20 protein-coding genes are annotated in these 18,803 nt (G+C 68.3%); 10 read left to right on the forward strand and 10 right to left on the reverse strand.

Going from position 1 to position 18,803, the window contains the following annotated elements; translation table 11 throughout:
* Nucleotides 1-174 precede the first annotated feature (174 nt).
* Nucleotides 175-384, reverse strand: a complete 210-nt coding sequence (locus JZ792_RS37040) for a BldC family transcriptional regulator (protein ID WP_062983746.1) — start codon at nucleotides 382-384, stop codon at nucleotides 175-177.
* 184 nt (nucleotides 385-568) lie between these two features.
* On the opposite strand from JZ792_RS37040, the gene JZ792_RS37045 reads away from it, so the two are divergent.
* The 5 genes from JZ792_RS37045 (at nucleotide 569) to JZ792_RS37065 (ending at nucleotide 3,359) form a co-directional block, all read left to right on the forward strand.
* Nucleotides 569-913, forward strand: a complete 345-nt coding sequence (locus JZ792_RS37045) for a DUF4229 domain-containing protein (protein ID WP_109528861.1) — start codon at nucleotides 569-571, stop codon at nucleotides 911-913.
* Nucleotides 910-1,995 (forward strand): L-cysteine desulfhydrase Cds1, encoded by a 1,086-nt coding sequence (cds1, locus tag JZ792_RS37050; RefSeq protein WP_216917560.1) that lies wholly within the window; start codon nucleotides 910-912, stop codon nucleotides 1,993-1,995. Before JZ792_RS37045 ends, cds1 begins: the two co-directional genes overlap by 4 nt.
* A 91-nt stretch (nucleotides 1,996-2,086) precedes the next feature.
* Nucleotides 2,087-2,308 carry a helix-turn-helix domain-containing protein gene (locus JZ792_RS37055; protein ID WP_216917561.1) on the forward strand — a complete coding sequence of 74 codons (222 nt, stop codon included), beginning with the start codon at nucleotides 2,087-2,089 and terminating at the stop codon, nucleotides 2,306-2,308.
* Nucleotides 2,308-2,904 (forward strand): Clp protease N-terminal domain-containing protein, encoded by a 597-nt coding sequence (locus tag JZ792_RS37060; RefSeq protein WP_216917562.1) that lies wholly within the window; start codon nucleotides 2,308-2,310, stop codon nucleotides 2,902-2,904. Before JZ792_RS37055 ends, JZ792_RS37060 begins: the two co-directional genes overlap by 1 nt.
* A gap of 71 nt (nucleotides 2,905-2,975) precedes the next feature.
* On the forward strand, nucleotides 2,976-3,359 hold the full coding sequence (locus JZ792_RS37065) for a phage holin family protein (protein WP_216917563.1): 384 nt from the start codon (nucleotides 2,976-2,978) through the stop codon (nucleotides 3,357-3,359).
* Between the two features lie 23 nt (nucleotides 3,360-3,382).
* Here JZ792_RS37065 and JZ792_RS37070 read toward each other — a convergent pair whose 3' ends face one another.
* Together JZ792_RS37070 and JZ792_RS37075 are read right to left on the reverse strand one after the other, a co-directional pair.
* On the reverse strand, nucleotides 3,383-4,252 hold the full coding sequence (locus JZ792_RS37070; protein WP_216917564.1) for a 1,4-dihydroxy-2-naphthoate polyprenyltransferase: 870 nt from the start codon (nucleotides 4,250-4,252) through the stop codon (nucleotides 3,383-3,385).
* Between the two features lie 54 nt (nucleotides 4,253-4,306).
* Nucleotides 4,307-4,762: an SRPBCC family protein gene (locus JZ792_RS37075; RefSeq protein ID WP_216917565.1), complete on the reverse strand. Its 456-nt coding sequence runs from the start codon at nucleotides 4,760-4,762 to the stop codon at nucleotides 4,307-4,309.
* Nucleotides 4,763-4,850: 88 nt separating this feature from the next.
* On the opposite strand from JZ792_RS37075, the gene JZ792_RS37080 reads away from it, so the two are divergent.
* The gene (locus tag JZ792_RS37080) at nucleotides 4,851-8,408 is read left to right on the forward strand and encodes an AfsR/SARP family transcriptional regulator (RefSeq protein ID WP_216917566.1); all 3,558 of its coding nucleotides are present in this window, start codon (nucleotides 4,851-4,853) and stop codon (nucleotides 8,406-8,408) included.
* 52 nt (nucleotides 8,409-8,460) lie between these two features.
* Here the strand turns inward: JZ792_RS37080 and JZ792_RS37085 are convergent, their stop codons facing one another.
* The 5 genes from JZ792_RS37085 to JZ792_RS37105 form a co-directional block, all read right to left on the reverse strand.
* Nucleotides 8,461-9,288, reverse strand: coding sequence for an ABC transporter permease (locus JZ792_RS37085; protein WP_216917567.1), 828 nt, complete (start codon nucleotides 9,286-9,288; stop codon nucleotides 8,461-8,463).
* On the reverse strand, nucleotides 9,285-10,274 hold the full coding sequence (locus tag JZ792_RS37090) for an ATP-binding cassette domain-containing protein (RefSeq protein WP_216917568.1): 990 nt from the start codon (nucleotides 10,272-10,274) through the stop codon (nucleotides 9,285-9,287). Before JZ792_RS37090 ends, JZ792_RS37085 begins: the two co-directional genes overlap by 4 nt.
* Before the next feature lie 101 nt (nucleotides 10,275-10,375).
* Nucleotides 10,376-11,530 (reverse strand): o-succinylbenzoate--CoA ligase, encoded by a 1,155-nt coding sequence (gene menE, locus JZ792_RS37095; protein WP_216917569.1) that lies wholly within the window; start codon nucleotides 11,528-11,530, stop codon nucleotides 10,376-10,378.
* A 334-nt stretch (nucleotides 11,531-11,864) separates the two neighbouring features.
* Nucleotides 11,865-12,257, reverse strand: coding sequence for a VOC family protein (locus JZ792_RS37100; protein ID WP_216917570.1), 393 nt, complete (start codon nucleotides 12,255-12,257; stop codon nucleotides 11,865-11,867).
* Between the two features lie 25 nt (nucleotides 12,258-12,282).
* Nucleotides 12,283-13,176, reverse strand: a complete 894-nt coding sequence (locus JZ792_RS37105) for a 1,4-dihydroxy-2-naphthoyl-CoA synthase (RefSeq protein ID WP_216917571.1) — start codon at nucleotides 13,174-13,176, stop codon at nucleotides 12,283-12,285.
* 199 nt (nucleotides 13,177-13,375) lie between these two features.
* On the opposite strand from JZ792_RS37105, the gene JZ792_RS37110 reads away from it, so the two are divergent.
* The 3 genes from JZ792_RS37110 (at nucleotide 13,376) to menD (ending at nucleotide 16,608) form a co-directional block, all read left to right on the forward strand.
* Nucleotides 13,376-14,056 carry a PaaI family thioesterase gene (locus JZ792_RS37110; RefSeq protein WP_216917572.1) on the forward strand — a complete coding sequence of 227 codons (681 nt, stop codon included), beginning with the start codon at nucleotides 13,376-13,378 and terminating at the stop codon, nucleotides 14,054-14,056.
* Between the two features lie 142 nt (nucleotides 14,057-14,198).
* Nucleotides 14,199-14,645, forward strand: a complete 447-nt coding sequence (locus JZ792_RS37115; RefSeq protein WP_216917573.1) for a DUF6918 family protein — start codon at nucleotides 14,199-14,201, stop codon at nucleotides 14,643-14,645.
* 301 nt (nucleotides 14,646-14,946) lie between these two features.
* Nucleotides 14,947-16,608: a 2-succinyl-5-enolpyruvyl-6-hydroxy-3-cyclohexene-1-carboxylic-acid synthase gene (menD, locus tag JZ792_RS37120; RefSeq protein WP_216917574.1), complete on the forward strand. Its 1,662-nt coding sequence runs from the start codon at nucleotides 14,947-14,949 to the stop codon at nucleotides 16,606-16,608.
* Nucleotides 16,609-16,690: 82 nt separating this feature from the next.
* Here menD and JZ792_RS37125 read toward each other — a convergent pair whose 3' ends face one another.
* Both JZ792_RS37125 and JZ792_RS37130 read right to left on the reverse strand, forming a co-directional pair.
* Complete coding sequence (locus JZ792_RS37125) at nucleotides 16,691-16,918, reverse strand: Rv3202a family protein (RefSeq protein WP_216917575.1); 228 nt, start codon at nucleotides 16,916-16,918, stop codon at nucleotides 16,691-16,693.
* 182 nt (nucleotides 16,919-17,100) lie between these two features.
* The gene (locus JZ792_RS37130) at nucleotides 17,101-17,727 is read right to left on the reverse strand and encodes a TetR/AcrR family transcriptional regulator (protein ID WP_216917576.1); all 627 of its coding nucleotides are present in this window, start codon (nucleotides 17,725-17,727) and stop codon (nucleotides 17,101-17,103) included.
* An 82-nt stretch (nucleotides 17,728-17,809) separates the two neighbouring features.
* On the opposite strand from JZ792_RS37130, the gene JZ792_RS37135 reads away from it, so the two are divergent.
* Nucleotides 17,810-18,803, forward strand: a 994-nt coding sequence (locus tag JZ792_RS37135) for an aldo/keto reductase (RefSeq protein ID WP_216917577.1), incomplete at its 3' end; no start/stop codon positions are given.

Consider the following 18,803-nt stretch of genomic DNA (forward strand, 5'->3'; position numbering starts at 1 on the left):
TTCCAGCACAGCACCGCGACCGCCACGACCGCGATGAGCGCCAATAGGTAGATCACGTCGCTCACCTCCTGCTGACGAGGGTAGCCGCGTATCGGGCCCGCGCGCATCGGGGACTCCGAAACGGCGGGTACGCGGACCGGGCGCGGGCAGTGGGGACCGCCCGCGCGCACCGGGTCAGCGTGCTGTCGCCTCGGTGGTGAGGGACTTCAGCAGTTGGAGCACCTCGGATTCCCGGAACCGGCGGTGACCGCCCGGCGTACGCAGAGATCCGAGTCGACCGGCATGAGCCCAGCGGGTCACGGTCTTGGGATCGACGTGGAACATGGCAGCCACTTGCCCCGGGGTCAGTAAGGTGTCCTGGCCGCCGACGGTGATCGCAGTCATAGCAAACCTCTCCGTTCTCGACAGTTCCCTCATCAGATGGCGCAATCGTTGCACCCCGACCCCTAGGTACGCGAACCACCTACAGTTGGTAAAGGCGAAGTAATGGACAAAACGGATAGCTCTCGGACGTCGGCGGCGGGTGGGTGAACGAAGGGCCGACCGGGCTTCGCCTACTCTGGGGGACGTGAGCGACGCAACTCGACCGGACGGCGCATCCGCCCAGCAAACCTCCGACGCGGGCAAACGGCTGGCCAAGAATCTGGCGCTGTACACGGTGGCGCGGTTGGCTCTGGTCGTGGTTCTCACCGCGGCGATCATTCTGGTCGCGCGGTTGGTGCGGGTCGAGGTGCCGGTGATCGTGGCCGCGCTGTTCGCGCTGATCATCGCCATGCCGCTGTCGCTGACGCTGTTCAAGAAATTGCGCGCGAAGGTGAACGAGGACATCGCGGTGGTCGACGAGAAGCGTCGCAAGGACAAGGCCCGTCTGCGCGCCAGGCTGCGCGGCGAGGACGGCGGCGCGTCGGCGTGAGGCAGTGCGATCGCAGCACTCCGCGCGACTGGGTCGACAACGCGGTGCGGTTGATCGACGCCGATACCCAACGCAGCGCCGACACCCATCTGCTGCGTTATCCGCTGCCCGCCGAATGGGGCATCCAGCTGTATCTGAAGGATGAATCCACCCATATCACCGGCAGTTTGAAACATCGGCTGGCGCGATCGCTGTTCCTGTACGCGATCTGCAACGGGTGGGTCACCGAGGGGACGACGGTGGTCGAGGCGTCCTCGGGATCGACGGCGGTGAGCGAGGCGTATTTCGCGAAGATGCTCGGGCTGGATTTCGTCGCCGTCATGCCCGCGAGCACGTCGCCGCAGAAGATCGCGCTGATCGAAGCGCAAGGCGGCCGATGTCATTTCGTGGCGCGACCGCCCGATATGTATACCGAGGCCGCGCGGTTGGCCGCCGAATGCGGCGGGCATTTCATGGATCAGTTCACCAATGCCGAACGCGCCACCGACTGGCGTGGGAACAACAACATCGCCGAATCCATCTTCGAGCAGATGGAACTGGAAGCGCATCCGGTGCCGACGTGGGTCGTGGTCGGCGCGGGTACCGGTGGAACGAGCGCGACCATCGGCCGGTATATCCGATACCGCCGTCACGCCACCAAATTGGCCGTCGTCGATCCGGAGAATTCCGCGTTCTTCGGCGGGTACGAGACCGGTGATGTCGGGTACCGGACCGGCAGGTCGTCGCGGATCGAGGGGATCGGGCGTCCGAGGGTGGAACCGTCGTTCGTCGGCCAGGTGGTCGACCGGATGATCCTGGTTCCCGATGTGGCCTCCATCGCCGCGGCCAGGCGGGCCAGCCGGGTCATCGGAAGGCGGGTCGGCGGTTCGACGGGCACCAATCTGTGGGGGGCCTACGCGCTGATCGCCGAGATGCTGGCGGCCGGGCGGACCGGCAGTGTGGTGACGCTGCTCTGCGACGGCGGCGACCGTTACGCGGGAACGTATTTCGATGATGCCTGGGTGGCGGCGCAGGGGATGATCCTGGCCGAGTCGACGGTGGTCATCGATGAATTCCACGCCAGCGGAAGGTGGACCGGATAGCGGTCGCTCCCCGGAGTGAACGCGGTCCTCGCGCGCTCATTGTTGTCAATTTTTGTTGACATCGCCGTAGTCGTCAATCAAAATTGACGACATGACGGAAGCAACCACCCTGGCGGCCGCCGCGGGTAGTCCCGACCCGACGGTCGGGCTGCGCGCCGTGCTCGCGCTGCGTCGGCTGCTCGAGCGACTCGAAGCGATCCAGGTCCAGAACGCGAGAGCGCAGGGCTGGTCGTGGCAGGCCATCGCGGACGCGCTCGGGGTCAGCAAGCAGGCGGTTCACCACAAACACAGTTCGAGAGACAGGAAGCGCTGATGTTCGAACGATTCAGCAGGTCGGCCAGGACGGCGGTCGTCTTCGCCCAGGAGGACGCACGGGAATTGCGGTCGTCGACCATCGAGATGGAACACGTCCTGCTCGGGCTGCTCGCGCAGGCCGAACCGGAACTGAAGGAACTGCTCGCCGAGGTGGGCGTCACCCACGACGGGGTCAAGCAGACGCTGGCACAGCGCGGCGCGGGCGACCCGCTCGGCCCGGAGGACGCCGAGGCGTTGCGCTCCATCGGCATCGACCTCGATGCCGTGCGCGAGAGCCTGGAGGCGAATTTCGGGCAGGACGCGCTCGATCGACCGGTTTCCGATGGCCGCGCTCTCGAGGATCGCGGCGGATTCTTCGGCCGTGGCCGTGGCGGGCGTTTCGGGCATATCCCGTTCACCAGGGACGCGAAGAAGGTGCTGGAACTGTCGCTGCGGGAAGCGCTGGCGCGCAAGGACAAGAGCATCGAATCCGGGCATCTGCTGCTCGGCATTCTGCGCAGCCCGAATCAGACCACGGTGTCCCTGTTCGGCGGTTCCGGGCCGATCCATGATCTGCGTCCGAAGGTGCACGCACTGCTCGACGGTGCCGCCTGAGGGCGCGGGTCCGTCGTCGTGGCATCCGGCGAATCCCACGGGAATTCGCGGAAGCGACCTAGCATTGGCCCATGCAGCTAGTTATTCGGTTGATCATCAACGCGGTGGCCATTTGGCTGGCCGCCGCATGGGTCGACAAAATCAACATCATCAGCCCCGAGGACGAGACCTCGAGCAAGGTCATCGTCGTGTTGGCCGTCGCGGCGGTGTTCACCCTGGTGAACGCGCTGGTCAAACCGCTGGTGAAATTGTTGTCGCTGCCCCTGGTCGTGCTGACCCTCGGGCTGTTCCTGCTGGTGGTCAACGCGCTGATGCTGATGCTCACCGCCTGGCTCACCGACGCGTTCTCCGACTACGGGCTCGCGGTCGACGGCTTCTGGGCGGCGGTACTCGGCGGCATCATCATCTCGCTCGTCAACTGGGTGCTCGGGATCCTGGTTCCGGACAACGACTGAATCACCCGCTCGGCCTCGAAGTACTAGGCGAAGCCGAGCGCGAGCGCGGTGAGCGCGGACCACACCAGCAGGGCGAGCCCGGAGTCGCGCAGCGCCGGAATGAGTTCCATCCCGTTCTTGCCTGTGCGCACCGGTGCGTTGGCGCGGATCGCCAGCGGCACCGCCAGCACGCCGACCAGTGCGAACGGGGTCCTGGCCACCAGTGCGGCGGTGGCGACGAACGGGATCGCGAGCAGCACCAGGTGCAGTGTCCTGGTGCGGGGATCACCGAGTTTCACCGCGAGTGTGGTCTTTCCGGATTCGGTGTCGGTGGGGATATCGCGCAGATTGTTGGCGACCAGCACCGCGCTGGAGAACGCGCCGACCGCGACCGCGAGTACGGCGCCGACCCAGTCGATCCGCTCGGCCTGCACGAACTGGGTGCCGAGTACACCGATCAGGCCGAAGAAGACGAAGACGGCGAGTTCACCGAAACCGCTGTAGCCGTACGGGTTCTTGCCGCCGGTGTAGTACCAGGCGCCCGCGAGGCAACCCGCGCCGACGAGCAGCAGCCACCACGCCGTGCTGAAAACCAGTACCAGCCCGATGACCGCGCCGACGGTGAGACTGAGAATCGCGGCATTCTTGACCGCGGCGGGCGCGGCGACCCCGGAACCGACCAGGCGCAGCGGCCCGACCCGGTCGTCGTCGGTGCCGCGCACGCCGTCGGAATAGTCGTTGGCGTAGTTGACGCCGATGATGAGGGCGAGCGAAACCAGCAGCGCGAGTGCGGCCTTCCACCAGACGAGTCCGTCGATGGACGCGGCGGCCCCGGTGCCTGCCAGCACCGGAGCGATCGCGTTCGGCAGGGTTCGGGGGCGGGCCCCCTCGATCCATTGCGCTGCAGTAGCCATGCGCCGAGCCTATCGGGAGCCGAACTCGCGCGCCCCGTCCCGGCCCGACGCGGTCTAGGCCTCGGCCACCGACTTCAGCCTGGCCAGACCCTTCTCGAAATCCTTGCCGACCATCTTGTCCATCGGCATCACCTTCGAGATCAGGCCCATCAGGCCGGTCTGGCGGCCGGTCATCTTCCAGACCACCTCGGTGCCGTCCCGCACCGGGTTGAGCGTGAAGGTGACCTGGTTGACGGCCTTCCACGGTTTCTCGAATTCCAGCCTGACACCGATTTCCCGGTCGGCGCTCGACACGATCTCCATCCGCCCCGCACCCGCCTTGCGGTTACCCGACCAGGAGTACTCGGCGCCGACACCGGACTCCGGACCGGCGTAGGAGCGTTGGAGTTGCGGATCGAGATCCTCCCACGGCGACCACTTGGTCCACTCGTGGAAATCGTTGATGTACGCGTGAACGCGCGACGGCGCAGCCGAGACAACGGCCTGCCGGACCACTTCGAACTCAGCCATGGGCCCAGCGTAGGTGACCCGATGCCCGAGACAGCGGGAGAAAACCATGACGCACCGAGCGCGGTCCCTCGCATACGATTATCTCGGTATGTTTCCTGACGAGGGCGGTCCGCACCGCCGCAGTCGAGTCGCGACGCCGCCCGCAGCGCAATCGGTCGTGGTCGCCCTGTTGGGCGAGGTCGCGTTGCGCCGCGAGGGCGCGCTCACCGCCGTGCCCGGAACCCGGTCGCGGCTGCTGCTCGCCTCGTTGGCGCTGCGTCGGGGTCGCAGTCGCAGCGCGCAGGCACTCATCGATGACGTGTGGGCCGATCAACCGCCGCGCGCCCCCATGAACGCGCTGCACACCCAGGTGTCGCGGCTGCGGTCCGCGCTCCCCGACGGCGCGCTGGAGATCGGTCCAGCCGGGTATCGGCTGACGCTCGCCGTCGACCAGGTCGATCTGGCGCTGGCGGGGGATCTGCTGCTGCCCGCGCGGCGGGATCGCGAACGCGGCGACGGCGCGGGCTGCCTGGACGCGGTCGCGCGGGCCAGAGCGCTGTGGCGCGGGGAGCCGGGCGCGGATCTGCCCTCGGGCGAGGTCGCCGACGCGCTGCGGGACCGCGCCGCGGAGATCCTCACCTACCTCGATCTGTTGGAATTGGCCGCCAGGCAGGATATGGGCGATATCGACGGCGCGCTGGGTCTCGCGCGGCGACGGGCGGCGAGCGATCCGCTGGACGAACCCGCCGAAGCGACGCTCATGCGACTGCTCGCCACGGCGGGCCGGGCGAACGAGGCATTGGAATCCTTCGCCGCGTTCCGCACCCGGTTGGCCGATCAGCTGGGCGCCGATCCGGGGCGGGCACTGGTCGAGTTGAATACCGCGATCCTGCGCGGGGAGCCGATCGACCGTGCGGAATCCGGTGTCGCGGGCGCCCGGCCGACCGGTGCGATCTCGCCGGTACTCACGGTCGTGACGGGTGTGGCCGATTCCCTCGGAGACGAGGCGAAGGCCGCGTCGCGGGCCGTGCGTCCGGCCGACGGTGCCGCGACCGCTGACGGCCGAGGGGAGTCGAACAATACGGCGGCCGCGCGAACGGCATTCGACGGATCCGCGTCGGCGAGGTCGTCCGGCGCGGGTTTCGATAACTCGGCTCAGCGCGCGGGTGCGGAGTACGCGGTTCCGGCGGCGATCGGACTGCGTGCCGCGCCGAACGCGCTGCTCGGACGCGACGCCGATCTCGACGCCATCGTGGGGTTGCTCGCGACCTCGAGGGTCACCACGGTGCTCGGTCCAGGCGGTACCGGCAAGACGCGGGTCGCCAACGAGGTCGGCGCGCGGGTCGCCCGTTCGCGTCAGGTGCTGATGGTCGAGCTCGCCTCGGTACGCGCCGATGCCGCCGACGCGGGGGTGGAGGTGGAGGCGGCGATCAGCGCGGCGCTCGGCCTGAGCGAGATCGCCTTCGATTCGGCGAGTTTGCGCACCGGGTACACCGCCGATCCGAGACGGCGGCTGCGCGATGCCCTCGCGGCCCGATCCATGCTGCTGATCCTGGACAACTGCGAACATCTCATCGACGCGGTGGCGATGGTCGTCGCCGATCTCATCGGCCTGGCCCCCTGGCTGACCGTACTCACCACCAGTCGCGCGCCCCTGATGATCACCGCCGAGACCGTCTACCCCCTGCCCGCGCTGACGATCGACGCGGCCGGTTCGCCCGCGACCGAACTGTTCGAGGCCAGGGCCCGCGCCGTGCGGCCGACGGTGCGGCTCGACGCCGAGGTCGTCGCCCAGTTGTGCCGGACGCTGGACGGGCTGCCGCTCGCCATCGAACTGGCCGCGGCGCGGGTTCGGGTGATGAGCGTCGAGGAGATCAATTCCCGGCTCGCGGATCGTTTCGCGCTGCTGCGCAACGGTGATCGCAGTTCGCCGGAACGCCACCGCACCCTGCACGCGGTCATCGACTGGAGCTGGAATCTGCTGGACGAACCGCAGCGGGTGACCTTACGCAGGCTGTGCCGGTTCCCCGGGGGTTTCGGGCCCGAGGCCGCCGAGGCGGTCGCGGGCGGACCGGAAGTGGGCGATGTGATGGCCGCGCTGGACGGGCTGGTCAACCAGTCGCTGCTCACCGTTTACGATGAGGACGTCCTCGGCACCCGCTATCGGATGCTGGAGACGGTCAGGGAATACGGGCAGGAACGGCTCGCCGCGTCGCCGGGGGAGTCCGAAGCGGTCATCGAACGGATGACGCGCTGGTCGTGCGATTTCGCCGAAGCCGCGGCGACCAGGTATTTCGACGATGACCAGTTGGCGCTCGCGCTCGCGGTGACCATCGAGTTGGACAATCTGCTCGCGGCGTTGCGCGATGCCATCGAACGGCGTGACGCGCTGGCCGCGTACACGATTTTCCCGGTGGTCGGCACGCTGTGGGTGATCCGCGGTTCGCATATGGAGGTCGTGGCCTGGGCCGCCAGGGTGGTCGAATTGGACGAGTCCTTCACCGACGGCGCGGTACCGCGTTCGGACCTCGTGCTCATCACCTTCGAATTGACCTTCCTGCACCTGTTCTACACCACCAGGGACGTCCGTCACCTGGCTCGGCTGCGGCAACGGGTGCGCCGATTGCTGCGCGCCCGCACCGATCTCGACGAGACGTTCCGGTTCATCGGCGAGATCATGCTCAGCCGTTCGGACGGTTTCGGCGCGGCCAGGCGTATCGCCGAGGCGATCGTGCGCGGCGACTCCCAGACCAAGGCCACCGCACTGCTGTTGCGCGCCAACATCAAGGAGAACCAGGGCGATGTGCGCGGCTCCACCCACGACGCGATCCGCGCGCTGGAGGAGTTCGGCCACAATCAGGTCTGGAGCGTGGCCATGGTGTGCAACCACCTGGGGCAGGTGTTCGGCCAGACCGCCGAATACCGGGAATCGGTGGCCTACTACCGGCGCAGTCTCGACATGCTGCTGCACCTGGGCGTTCACGAGGACACCGTGGGGACCAGGAGCATGCTCGCGGGCGCGCTGATCGGCGCGGGCGAGGTGGCGCAGGCGCGGCGTGAACTCGAGATCGCCATGGGCACAGCCGATTTCGGGTCCACCGACATTCCGCCGGGGATGCAACTGCACGGTCTGGCCTTGCTCGTGCAGGCCACCGCGGAACTGGCTCTCGCCGAAGGCGATATCGACGAGGGGCTGCGACGCTACGAGCGGGCGCTGCGGCTGACCGGCTGGCCGCGCTCGGAGGTCGCGCCCGGTCCCGGTGGTGAACTCATGCTCGCGGCCGCTGTGCTCGACGCCAGGATCCTGCACGGTTCACCCGAATCCTCGACGGAGCTGGTGCGGCATCTGCTCGAACAGGGGTGCGCGATGCTGCCCGAACACCGGGATCTGCCCCAGATCGGCGGTCTGGCCTGCGCGGTCGGCTCGTATCTGATCGCGACCGGTCTCGATCCGGAGTGTGGACTGCTGTTGCTCGCGCTCGCTCCCGAAGTCAACGCACGCCAGGATTTCTCGTCGATGCGCCTGGATCTGCACCGGTCGGCCGCCGCCGTGAGACTCGGCGCACGCAGAGTGACGGAAGCGACCGAAACCCATCACGGGGTCGGCCGCAAGGTCGCCTCGGACGAGATCATCCGCGTCATCGGCGAATTGCGCGACGCGCGCTGACGACGAACGACCGCCGTCCCCGTGGTGCGGGGACGGCGGTCGTTCATCGGGTTCACGCCTTGCGCATGTACGCCCGCACGGTGATCGGGGCGAGAACCGTGACGAGCACGGCGGCGCCGACCAGCGTCCAGACGAAATGACTGCCGATATGGCCGTCGTTCATCAGATCCCGGCACGCGTAGATCAGGTGGGACACCGGGTTGACGTTGACGAAGCCCTGCATCCAGCCGGGCATGGTCTCCGGTTGCACGAAGGCGGGGGAGCAGAAGGTCAGCGGGAACATGATCAGCATCGAATAGCCCTGCACCGCCGAGGCCTTGTTCGCGATCACGCCGAAGAACGCCCAGATCCAGCTGGTGGCGAAGGAGGCGACGATCACCAGCAGTGCCGCGCCGACGACGCCGAACACGCCGCCGTGCGGGCGGTAGCCCATGATCAGACCCATCACGACGGTCAGTGTCGTGGCGATGAAGTAGCGCACCATATCCGCGGTGAGCGCACCGGAGAGCGCCGAGATGCGGGCGATGGGCAGGGATTTGAAGCGGTCGAACACGCCCTTCTCCATGTCCTCGCGTAACTGCACACCGGTGGTGACCGAGGTGAGGACGACGGTCTGCACCATGATGCCGGGGATGATCAGCGGCAGATAACTTTTCACGTCGCCGGAGATCGCGCCGCCGAAGATGTAGGTGAACATCAACGTGAAGATGATCGGCTGGATGACGACGTCGAAGAGCTGTTCGGGATTGTGCTTGATCTTGAGCAGGCCGCGATAGGCCATCGTCATGGTGTTGGCGAAGGTCTGACGCAGGTCGATCGGGGGCGCCGGGATCGGCAGCGGCCGTGGCTTGGTGGCCGGTTCGGTGATGGTGGCGGTCATGCCGCGCTCCGTTCGGTGTCGTCCGCGCTTTCGGTGGCGGGGTGACCGGTGATGGTGAGGAAGACCTCGTCGAGGCTCGGCTTGGAGACATTGATCTCCTCCACCGCGATCTCCCACTCGCGCAACCGGATCAGCAGATCGGTGGTCATGTCGGCGCTGCGCAGCGGTGCGGTGAGCCTGCCCGCCTCGGGGGTGATCTGGGCCTCGGTGCCGAGGAAATCGCTGACGATGCGTTTGGCCTCGTCCAGTTGCGACCGATCGGCCAGGGTCAGGTGCAGCGACGAGCCGCCGATGGAACTCTTGAGTTCGTCGGCGGTGCCGTCGGCGATCACCCGTCCCCGGTCGATGACGGCGATCCGGTCGGCGAGCTGATCGGCCTCGTCGAGGTACTGGGTGGTCAGGACCACCGTCGCGCCCTCGCGGACCAGACGGCGGATGGTCTCCCACATCTGGGCGCGGGTGCGCGGGTCGAGACCGGTGGTCGGTTCGTCGAGGAACAGCAGTGGCGGCGCCGAGATCAGGCTCGCGGCCAGATCCAGCCTGCGCCGCATACCGCCGGAGAAATTCTTCAGCGGTTTGTTCGACGCTTCGATCAGATCGAATTCCTCCAGGAGTTCGACGGTCCTGCGACGTGAATCGGTCCGGCTCAGGCCGAGCAGGCGGGAGAAGATCATCAGGTTCTCGGTGGCGGTGAGATCCTCGTCGACCGAGGCGTACTGCCCGGTGACGCCGATCAGCGAGCGCACGGCCGCGGGTTCGGAGGCGACGTCGTGGCCGAAGATGCGGGCACTACCGCCGTCGGGCCGCAGCAGGGTCGCCAGCATGCGGATGGTCGTGGTCTTGCCCGCGCCGTTGGGTCCGAGTACGCCGTACACCGCGCCCTGCGGCACCGCCAGGCTGACGCCGTCGACGGCCCGCTGCTCCCCGAACACCTTGACCAGGTCGCTCGCCTCGACGGCGAGCGCTGAAGTGGGTGTGTAAGTCATGGGGACAACTGTGCGGGCGTCGTCTTGCACGGCCCTTGCACGACGATGGCGGGGCCGCTTGCGCGGTCGCGGCCACCGCCGCCGTCAGGATGTCGCCGCTGTCAGTACGTCGAACTGGAGAGCAGTTCGCGCAGCTTCGCGCGATTGGGTTTGCCTGGGCCGTGCAGCGGCAGTTCGTCGAGCAGTGCCAGTTCGCGCGGTGCGGCGATGGCGTCGAGTTCGCGTTCGACGTACTCGCGTAACTCCTCCAGCGTCGGGCTCGCGCCCTCGGTGGGAACCACCGCGACCGCCACCCGCTGCCCGAGACGTTCGTCGGGCAGGCCGAGGACGACGCATTCGCTGATCGCCGGATGCGAGACCAGCACGGCCTCGACGACCTGCGGGATCACGACGAGCCCGCCGGTGAGGATGGCCTCGTCCAGGCGACCGCTGATCCGCAGGACGCCGTTCTCGAATGTGCCCGCGTCCTCGGTGCGGAACCAGCCCGGTTCGGCGAAAGCGGGATGGTCGGGATGGCCCCGGTAGCCGGTGGCGATCATCGTGCCGCCGAGCAGCACCCGGCCGTCCTCGATCCGCACCTTCGCGCCGTCCAGCGGCACGCCGTCGTAGACGCAGCCGCCGCAGGTCTCGCTCATGCCGTAGGTGCGAACGACATTGATGCCCTCCGCCTTCGCGCGTTCGTACACCGGTTTCGGGGTGGCCGCGCCGCCGACGAGTACCGCGTCCAGATCGGCGAGCGCCGCCCTGGCCGCGGGATCGTTCAACGCCTTGATCAACTGTGTCGGCACCAGCGAGGTGTAGCGGCGTGGCCCGCGCATCCCGGAGATGGCCCCGGCCAGGGCCTCGGGCAGGAATCCGCCCGACACGTCGAGCACGGCCGGTTCGGTGCCCGCCTCGATACTGCGCAACAGCACCTGGATACCCGCGATGTGGTGGGTGGGCAGGGCGAGCAGCCACGCGCCCGGCCCGCCGAGGCGATCGTGGGTGGCGGCGCAACTGGCCCGCAACGCGGCCGCGCTGAGCATGGCGCCCTTGGGCGCGCCCGTGGTGCCGGAGGTGGTCACCACCAGTGCCACCTCGTCGTCGATCGACTCGCCGGGGGCGAGCGCGCCGCTGAGCCGATGGGCTTCGCGGCGGTCGCTGCTCGGGATCGGCAGCCACGCCGGGCCGCTGCCCTCCAGTGCCGCGCGTAGGTGAGGGATCACATCACCCAGCGCGGAGCCGCTGGGCATGGGCAGCGTCCGCAGTGTGCTCACGACACGGCCCCGTTCGACTGTCTTCCCGCACCCACGGGCGGAGTACCGTCGGTTCGCTCGCTGGGCTCCCTCACGTCAGGGATCGTGTCATGTCCGCGCCGCCGCGCACGGACAGGGTCGGTGTGCTGGGGCGACGCAGACGAACTGCGGCCATTCCCCGGTAACAGGGTTCAACTACGCCAGGCATCGGAGACTGCGATTCACTCGTCGGAAACTCGGAATCGGCGGCCGCCCGGACATCGGCGGCAGGGCGTCCACCCGAGCGTTATGGTCCTCGTCGTAACCCGCCTTGGCAACTCGACCTGCGGCGCGACGGACCGGCTCGGGCTTCATCCTAGTCGTCTGACCAGCGTGAATCGCGTCGGATCGGATGCTCGGGGGGAATCTCGACCAGGACGATCGGCACTCCGTCCGGGTCGCGTATCCACATCTCGATCAGGCCCCACGGCTCCCGTTCCGGCGCGCGATCGATCCGTATCCCGGCCAGTGTCAGCTCCGCCGCCGCGTCGGAGAGATCGCGCACCTGCAACCAGATCGCGCCCGCGAACGTCGTCGAGTCGCCCGATCCGCCGTGGGCCGCGATCTCCACCAGCGACTGCCCGGCGAAGAAGACGGTGCCGCCCGGATATTCGCGCGCGATCGCCAGACCGAGGCCGTCGCGGTAGAAGGCGAGTGTCTCCCGATAGTTCGCGGGCCGCAGGATGACGCGGCTGCTCAAGATCTCCACAGTGCCGATCCGTCCCTCGGGTGTGTCAGAAGTACCAGGGGTACGGGGTCCAGTCGGGTTCGCGCTTCTCCAGGAACGAGTCGCGCCCCTCGACCGCTTCGTCGGTCATGTACGCCATGCGCGTCGCCTCGCCCGCGAACAGCTGCTGACCGACCAGACCGTCGTCGAGCAGGTTGAACGCGTATTTGAGCATGCGCTGGGCCTGGGGGGATTTGCCGTTGATATCGGCGGTCCATTCCAGCGCCACATTCTCGAGTTCCGCGTGGTCGACGACCTTGTTCACCGCGCCCATGTGATGCATTTCCTCCGCGGTGTACGCGCGGCCCAGGAAGAACACCTCGCGGGCGAATTTCTGCCCGACCATTTTCGCCAGATAGGCGCTGCCGTAACCGCCGTCGAAGCTGCCGACATCGGCGTCGGTCTGCTTGAAACGGCCGTGTTCGCGACTGGCGAGGGTCAGGTCGCACACCACGTGCAGGCTGTGTCCGCCGCCCGCGGCCCAGCCGTTGACGAGCGCGATGACGACTTTCGGCATGAACCGGATGAGGCGCTGCACCTCGAGGATGTGTAATCGGCCCGCGCGCGCCTGGTCGACGGTGTCCGCGGTGTCACCGCTTGCGTACTGGTAGCCGTTGCGCCCGCGGATGCGCTGGTCGCCGCCCGAGCAGAAGGCCCAGCCGCCGTCCTTGGGGCTCGGGCCGTTGCCGGTGATCAGCACGGCGCCGACATCCGAGGTCATCCTGGCGTGGTCGAGCGCGCGGTAGAGCTCGTCGACGGTGTGCGGGCGGAACGCGTTGCGGACTTCTGGTCGATCGAACGCCACTCGCACCGTGCCCTGCTCGATATGTCGGTGGTAGGTGATGTCGGTCAGGTTCTCGAATCCCGGAACGGGGCGCCACAGCTTCGGATCGAAAGTCACACCGGTGATTATCACGTGCGGCCGATTGTGTCGTGGAAGTGACGCCCGTGTGATTCCCCCGTTGATAGTTCCATTCGGTGGGGCCTGCCGATTCGACGGCGTATAAGGGCGCGATACGGTGCAGGTGAGGAGCGGGCGGACCGGTGCGACCCGGAATCGCGCCGCGGTGCCGGAGGCGAGTGTGAACGAGGCGGAGAATATGAGTGAGCAAGGCAGACCCGTGGGTGTCGAGGCGGCGCCTCGGATCGACAGCAGCGCGGTGGACGCGGCGGACCGGTACGAGCGCCACGGCGGCTTTCCCAAATACTCACAGGCGCAACCGGGACCGGAGTACGGCGAGTTCGTCGAGACGATGCGCACCCTCCAGGACCTCACCGTCTGCGTCGACGCGCCGGACGAGGTTTTCGCCGACGCGCTGGGCAAGGCCCGCGAACTGGCCGAACTCCTCGAGCCGTATCGCGCCGTGGAAGGCGAGGGCCCCGCGGGCCGGGTCATGCACCTGCCGGGTCGTGGCAGTCTGCTGATGCTGCCGTGGACGGTGCGCGAGGCCGGGCCGGACGGCATCACCATGTCCGGCGTCTTCCGCCGGTATCACCTCGGCGGCAACGGCGCCGCGCACGGCGGCGTGCTCCCGCTGCTCTTCGACGACCTGTTCGGAATGATCGTGCATTACGCGGGCAGGCCGATCAGCCGCACCGCCTATCTCCACGTGAACTACCGCAAGGTGACACTGCTCGATACGCCGCTGACGGTGCGCGGCCGCGTCGACCGGATCGAGGGCCGCAAAACCTTCGTCACCGCCGAATTGCTCGATGAGCAGGGCGAATTGCTCGCCGACTGCGAGGGATTGATGGTGCAATTGCTGCCGTGGCAGCCCTGAGCGCGCCGTCCGGATGCGCCGAGAGCGCCGTCGTGCGAAGGTGAAGCGGGCCCGTTGCCGGGTGAGCGACGTGTGACGCTCGGCACCGGTGCGTATAGTGGCGTGCGCTCGTTCATCGACACCGATCCGGAGGAACCTGAAAGTGGTTGCAGCACTGTCTGAATCCCTGCTCATCGACGCCAAGCGCGCGGCTTTTCTCGCCGACGCCAAAGCTGTTCTGGACGCCGAGGTGTCGGACAAGGGTGGTGCGTCCGGCCTGGCCGTGAAGGGTGGATACGCGGCGGTCAAGAAGATCAGCCCGTCCATCGTTCCCGACGCGCTGGAGTCGTTGGCGCCCAAGCTCGTCGCGCAGCTCGACCCGTTCTGGCAGGAATACACCGCGTCGGGTGAGGGTCGTTTCGCCGACCTGCTCGTCGCCAAGTCCGACGTGGTCGCCGAGGCGTTGCTCTCGGTCACCGACGCCCGCGCCGAGTCCTCGACCCGCCCCGCGCTGCAGAAGGTGTACTCCTCCATGCGCTCCTCGGCGAAGAAGAATGTCATCGAGGCGCTGCCGCGTCTGGGTGATCTCGTGCAGAAGCACGCCGTGTAATTGCGGCCGTCGCCACGTCGCACGTCGAACGGCCCCGCTCGATGAGGGCAGTTCGACGTGCGACGGGCACTGCTCGACCGACTCCGTGCGGCACGGGCGGTCGCACCGGCGCCGAGGCGCGGCGCTGTGGCGCGAGCCTCGATCGTCATGATCTCTGCCGCATGTCATCTCGGCCACGCCGATCTCGCTCCGGTCGCCCGGTCGCGGCGGCTCCGCCCCGCGCGCGGTTCGGGCACGATGGATCCGGCACTGTGAGCAGGCTGACGAAGACGCCGGGTGACCTGTCTGGGAGGCTGGTGTCGTGAACCCGTCAACAGCGCAGGCGCAGGTGGTCGTCGACGAATTCGTGCGCGGCGGGGTGCGGGACGTCGTGCTGTGTCCCGGTTCACGCAACGCGCCGTTGGCCTTCGCGCTCCAGGCCGCCGATGTGGCCGGCAGATTGCGGTTGCACATGCGGATCGATGAGCGCACGGCGGGTTTTCTCGCCATCGGCCTCGCCGCCGCGGCGCAACGTCCGGTGCCGGTGGTGATGACGTCGGGTACCGCCGTCGCCAATCTCGGCCCCGCTGTGCTCGAGGCGAATTACGCCAGGATGCCGCTGATCGTCGTCAGCGCGAATCGGCCCTACGACATGCTCGGCACCGGCGCCAACCAGACCGTCGAACAACTCGGCCTCTTCGGCAGCCAGGTCCGCGCCACCATCAGCCTCGGCCTCGCGGAATTCGACGCCGCGGGCGCGACGGCGGGCGCCGAACAGGGCGGCACGGTGTACGCCCAGCAGAACAGCGTCTGGCGTTCGGCCGTGTGCCGGGTGCTCGCCGCCGCGCGCGGTACCCGTTCGGGCAACGCGGGCCCGGTACATTTCGACATCCCGTTGCGCGAACCGCTCGTCCCCGATCTCGCGCCGGGCGAGACCGCCCCCGCGGGCCGCGACGGCGACCGCGCGTGGACCTCGACCGAATACGCGACACTCGACGTTCCGCTCGCCATCGACCTGACGCCCGATACCGTCGTCATCTCCGGCCACGGCGCCGGGCTCCGTCCCGAGTTGGCCGATCTGCCGACCGTCGCCGAACCGACCGCGCCCATGCACGGTCCGGCGCTGCACCCGCTGGCATTGCCGCTGCTGCGACCGAAACAGGCGATCATCACCGGCAGGCCGACCCTGCACCGCCAGGTGTCCAAGGTGCTGGCCGACCCGTCGGTCACGGTGTTCGCGCTGACGACCGGCCCGCGCTGGCCCGACGTCTCCGGCAATGTCGTCGGCACCGGCACGCGCGCGGTCACCTCCGGCGCGCCGCGCGCGGACTGGCTGGCGCGCTGCCGTGAACTCGACGCGACGGCGAATCAGGTGGTGCGCGAGGAATTGGCCGCGCACCCGAAGCCGACAGGGCTGCACGTGGCGGCCGTGGTGATGGACGCATTGCGCGTCGGTGACCAGTTGCTGCTCGGCGCGTCCAATCCGGTACGCGACGCGGCGCTCGTCTCGTCGCCGCGTCCCGGTGTGCGGGTGCTGTCCAATCGCGGTGTCGCCGGAATCGACGGCACCGTCTCGGCGGCGGTCGGCGCCGCCCTCGCGCACGACGGTCGCACCGTCGCGCTGATGGGCGACCTCACCTTCCTGCACGACGCGTCCGGACTGCTGATCGGTCGTGGCGAACCGCGGCCGGAGGATCTCACCATCGTGGTCGCCAACGATGACGGCGGCGGCATCTTCGAACTGCTCGAACAGGGCGATCCGCAGTACGCGGGTGTTTTCGAACGCGTCTTCGGCACACCGCACGGTATGGACCTGGCCGCCCTGTGCGCGGCCTACCGCATCCCGCATCGGCAGGTCGATCCCGAACAGCTCGGTATCGAATTGGCCGCGCCCGCGCACGGTGTACGGGTGCTGGAAGTGGCCACCGAGCGCTCGAGCCTGCGGGAACTGCACGCCGCCGTGCGGGCGAAGATCGCTTCCTGAGCCCTGAGCCCTGAGCCCTGAGCCCTGAGCCCTGAGCCTTCGCGTAACCGGGCCGCCGAACGGTCAGCGGCCGGGCGGTGATCTATTCGCTGAGCTCGAAGGACTCGTCGTCGGGTGGCACTTCGATCGCCTGCTCGACGATATCGGCGACATCCGCGTGCCAGGTATCCCCGTCGACGGCCTCGGCGAGTACCTGTTCGTCCTGTTCGGAATCGTCCGGTGACACCGACGTGGATTGTTCGGCCAGATCGGCGTCGGATACCTCGCCGATGCCTGGCACCGCGTTCGAAGATGTGCTGCGATCGGTCATCGTGTGCTCCTGTCCTCGTCGCTCTCGTCCGGGTACCCGGTCCCGCGAGGTGAAACAGTCCAGCAGCATCGAGGATGCGCCTCTCGGGCCGATCCGGCAGCCGAACGGGCGGATCGACCGTGTGTCGCGGCGTCGCGCCGCTCACTCCCCGACGTGCGCCCCGCTCCCAGCGTCTTTCGCTGTCACGACTTGGCGGCAGTCCGCACCAGGGTGCCCGCGCGGACCGCGTCGAACGCCGCGCGCGCCGCGGTGTCGGCCACGGTCTCGTCGATCGGGTCGCCGCTGGCGAGCAGGCGGTAGTACAGCGGCGCGGAGACGGCCGAGAGGACGTCGCGCGGATCGGTGCCGTCGGGCGCCTCGCCCCTGGCGACGGCGGCGCTCACACACGGCGACCATTCGGTGAGCCGCGCGTCGTAGAAGCGGTGCAGGGCGGCGGCGGACGCCTCGTCGCAGGTGGCCGCGGCGATGACGGCTCGGAACAGTCGTCCCTGGCGCGGATCGGTGAGCGTGCGCGCGACCAGTCGCGCGTTGGCGGTGAGATCGCCGAGCAGCGAGCCGGTGTCGGCGCGCGCGACGGACTGTTCGGCCATGTCGACCAGCAGATCGGTCACCAGGCCGGTCGCGCTGCCCCAGCGTCGGTAGACGGTGGTCTTGCCGACCTCGGCGCGGACGGCGACCTCGGCCAGATCCAGTTCCGCGAAACCCCTTTCGGCCAGCAGATCGCCCGCGGCCCGCAGTACCGCTTCGCGGACCCGGGCGGTGCGCCCGCCCGGCCGGATCGATCCGGGAGCGGTCTCTTCGGAAGTCATAACGGTACTCCAGTTTCATTTACGCGCCGACGGGTGTAGCGTTCGAGTTGTTAACGGAACTATAGACCCTTTAGGAGTTCCCATGGAGTACCGACGGCTCGGCGCATCCGGTCTGCTCGTACCCGCCCTGAGCTTCGGCGCGGGCACCTTCGGCGGACGCGGAGCGCTGTTCAGCGCCTGGGGCGACACCGACGCCGCGCAGGCGCGCAGACTCGTCGACATCAGCGTGGAGGCGGGTGTCACGATGTTCGATACCGCCGACGTCTATTCCGACGGCGCGTCCGAGGAAGTCCTCGGTGCGGCCATCGCGGGCAGACGCGATCGGGTATTGATCTCGACCAAGGCGGGCCTGCCGACCGGACCGGGGCCGCACGAAGCCGGTTCCGGACGGGCGCGGCTGATCGGCGCGGTCGAGAACTCGCTGCGCCGACTGGGCATCGAGCACATCGATCTGTTCCAGTTGCACGCCTTCGACGCGCGCACCCCGATCGAGGAGACACTGGCCGCGCTCGACGATCTGGTGCGCGCGGGCAAGATCCGCTACCTCGGCGCCTCCAACTTCGCGGGCTGGGAGCTGATGAAATCACTTGCCGCCGCGGACCGTAACGGGCTCACCAGGTATGTCGCGCATCAGGTCTTCTACTCGCTGGTCGGGCGCGATTACGAATGGGAGCTGATGCCGCTCGGACAGGATCAGGGCGTCGGCGCGGTCGTGTGGAGCCCGCTGGGCTGGGGACGGCTCACCGGCAAGATCCGGCGCGGGCAACCGCTTCCCGCCGGTAGCCGCCTGCACCAGACCGCGGAAGCGGGGCCACCGGTGGACGACGAACTGCTCTACGACGTCGTCGACGTGCTGGACGACATCGCCGCCGAAACCGGAAGGACGGTCCCGCAGATCGCCCTCAACTGGCTGTTGAGTCGCCCGACCGTCGCCACGGTCATCGTCGGGGCCCGCGACGAGAACCAACTGCGTCAGAACCTCGGCGCTGTCGGCTGGCGGCTCGATCCGGAACATCTGGCCCGCCTCGACAAGGCGAGCGCGACGACCCCGCCCTACCCCTACCTGTCTCCTATCC

It is taken from the genome of Nocardia noduli, from assembly GCF_019038455.1.
Classification (GTDB): Bacteria; Actinomycetota; Actinomycetes; order Mycobacteriales; family Mycobacteriaceae; genus Nocardia; species Nocardia noduli.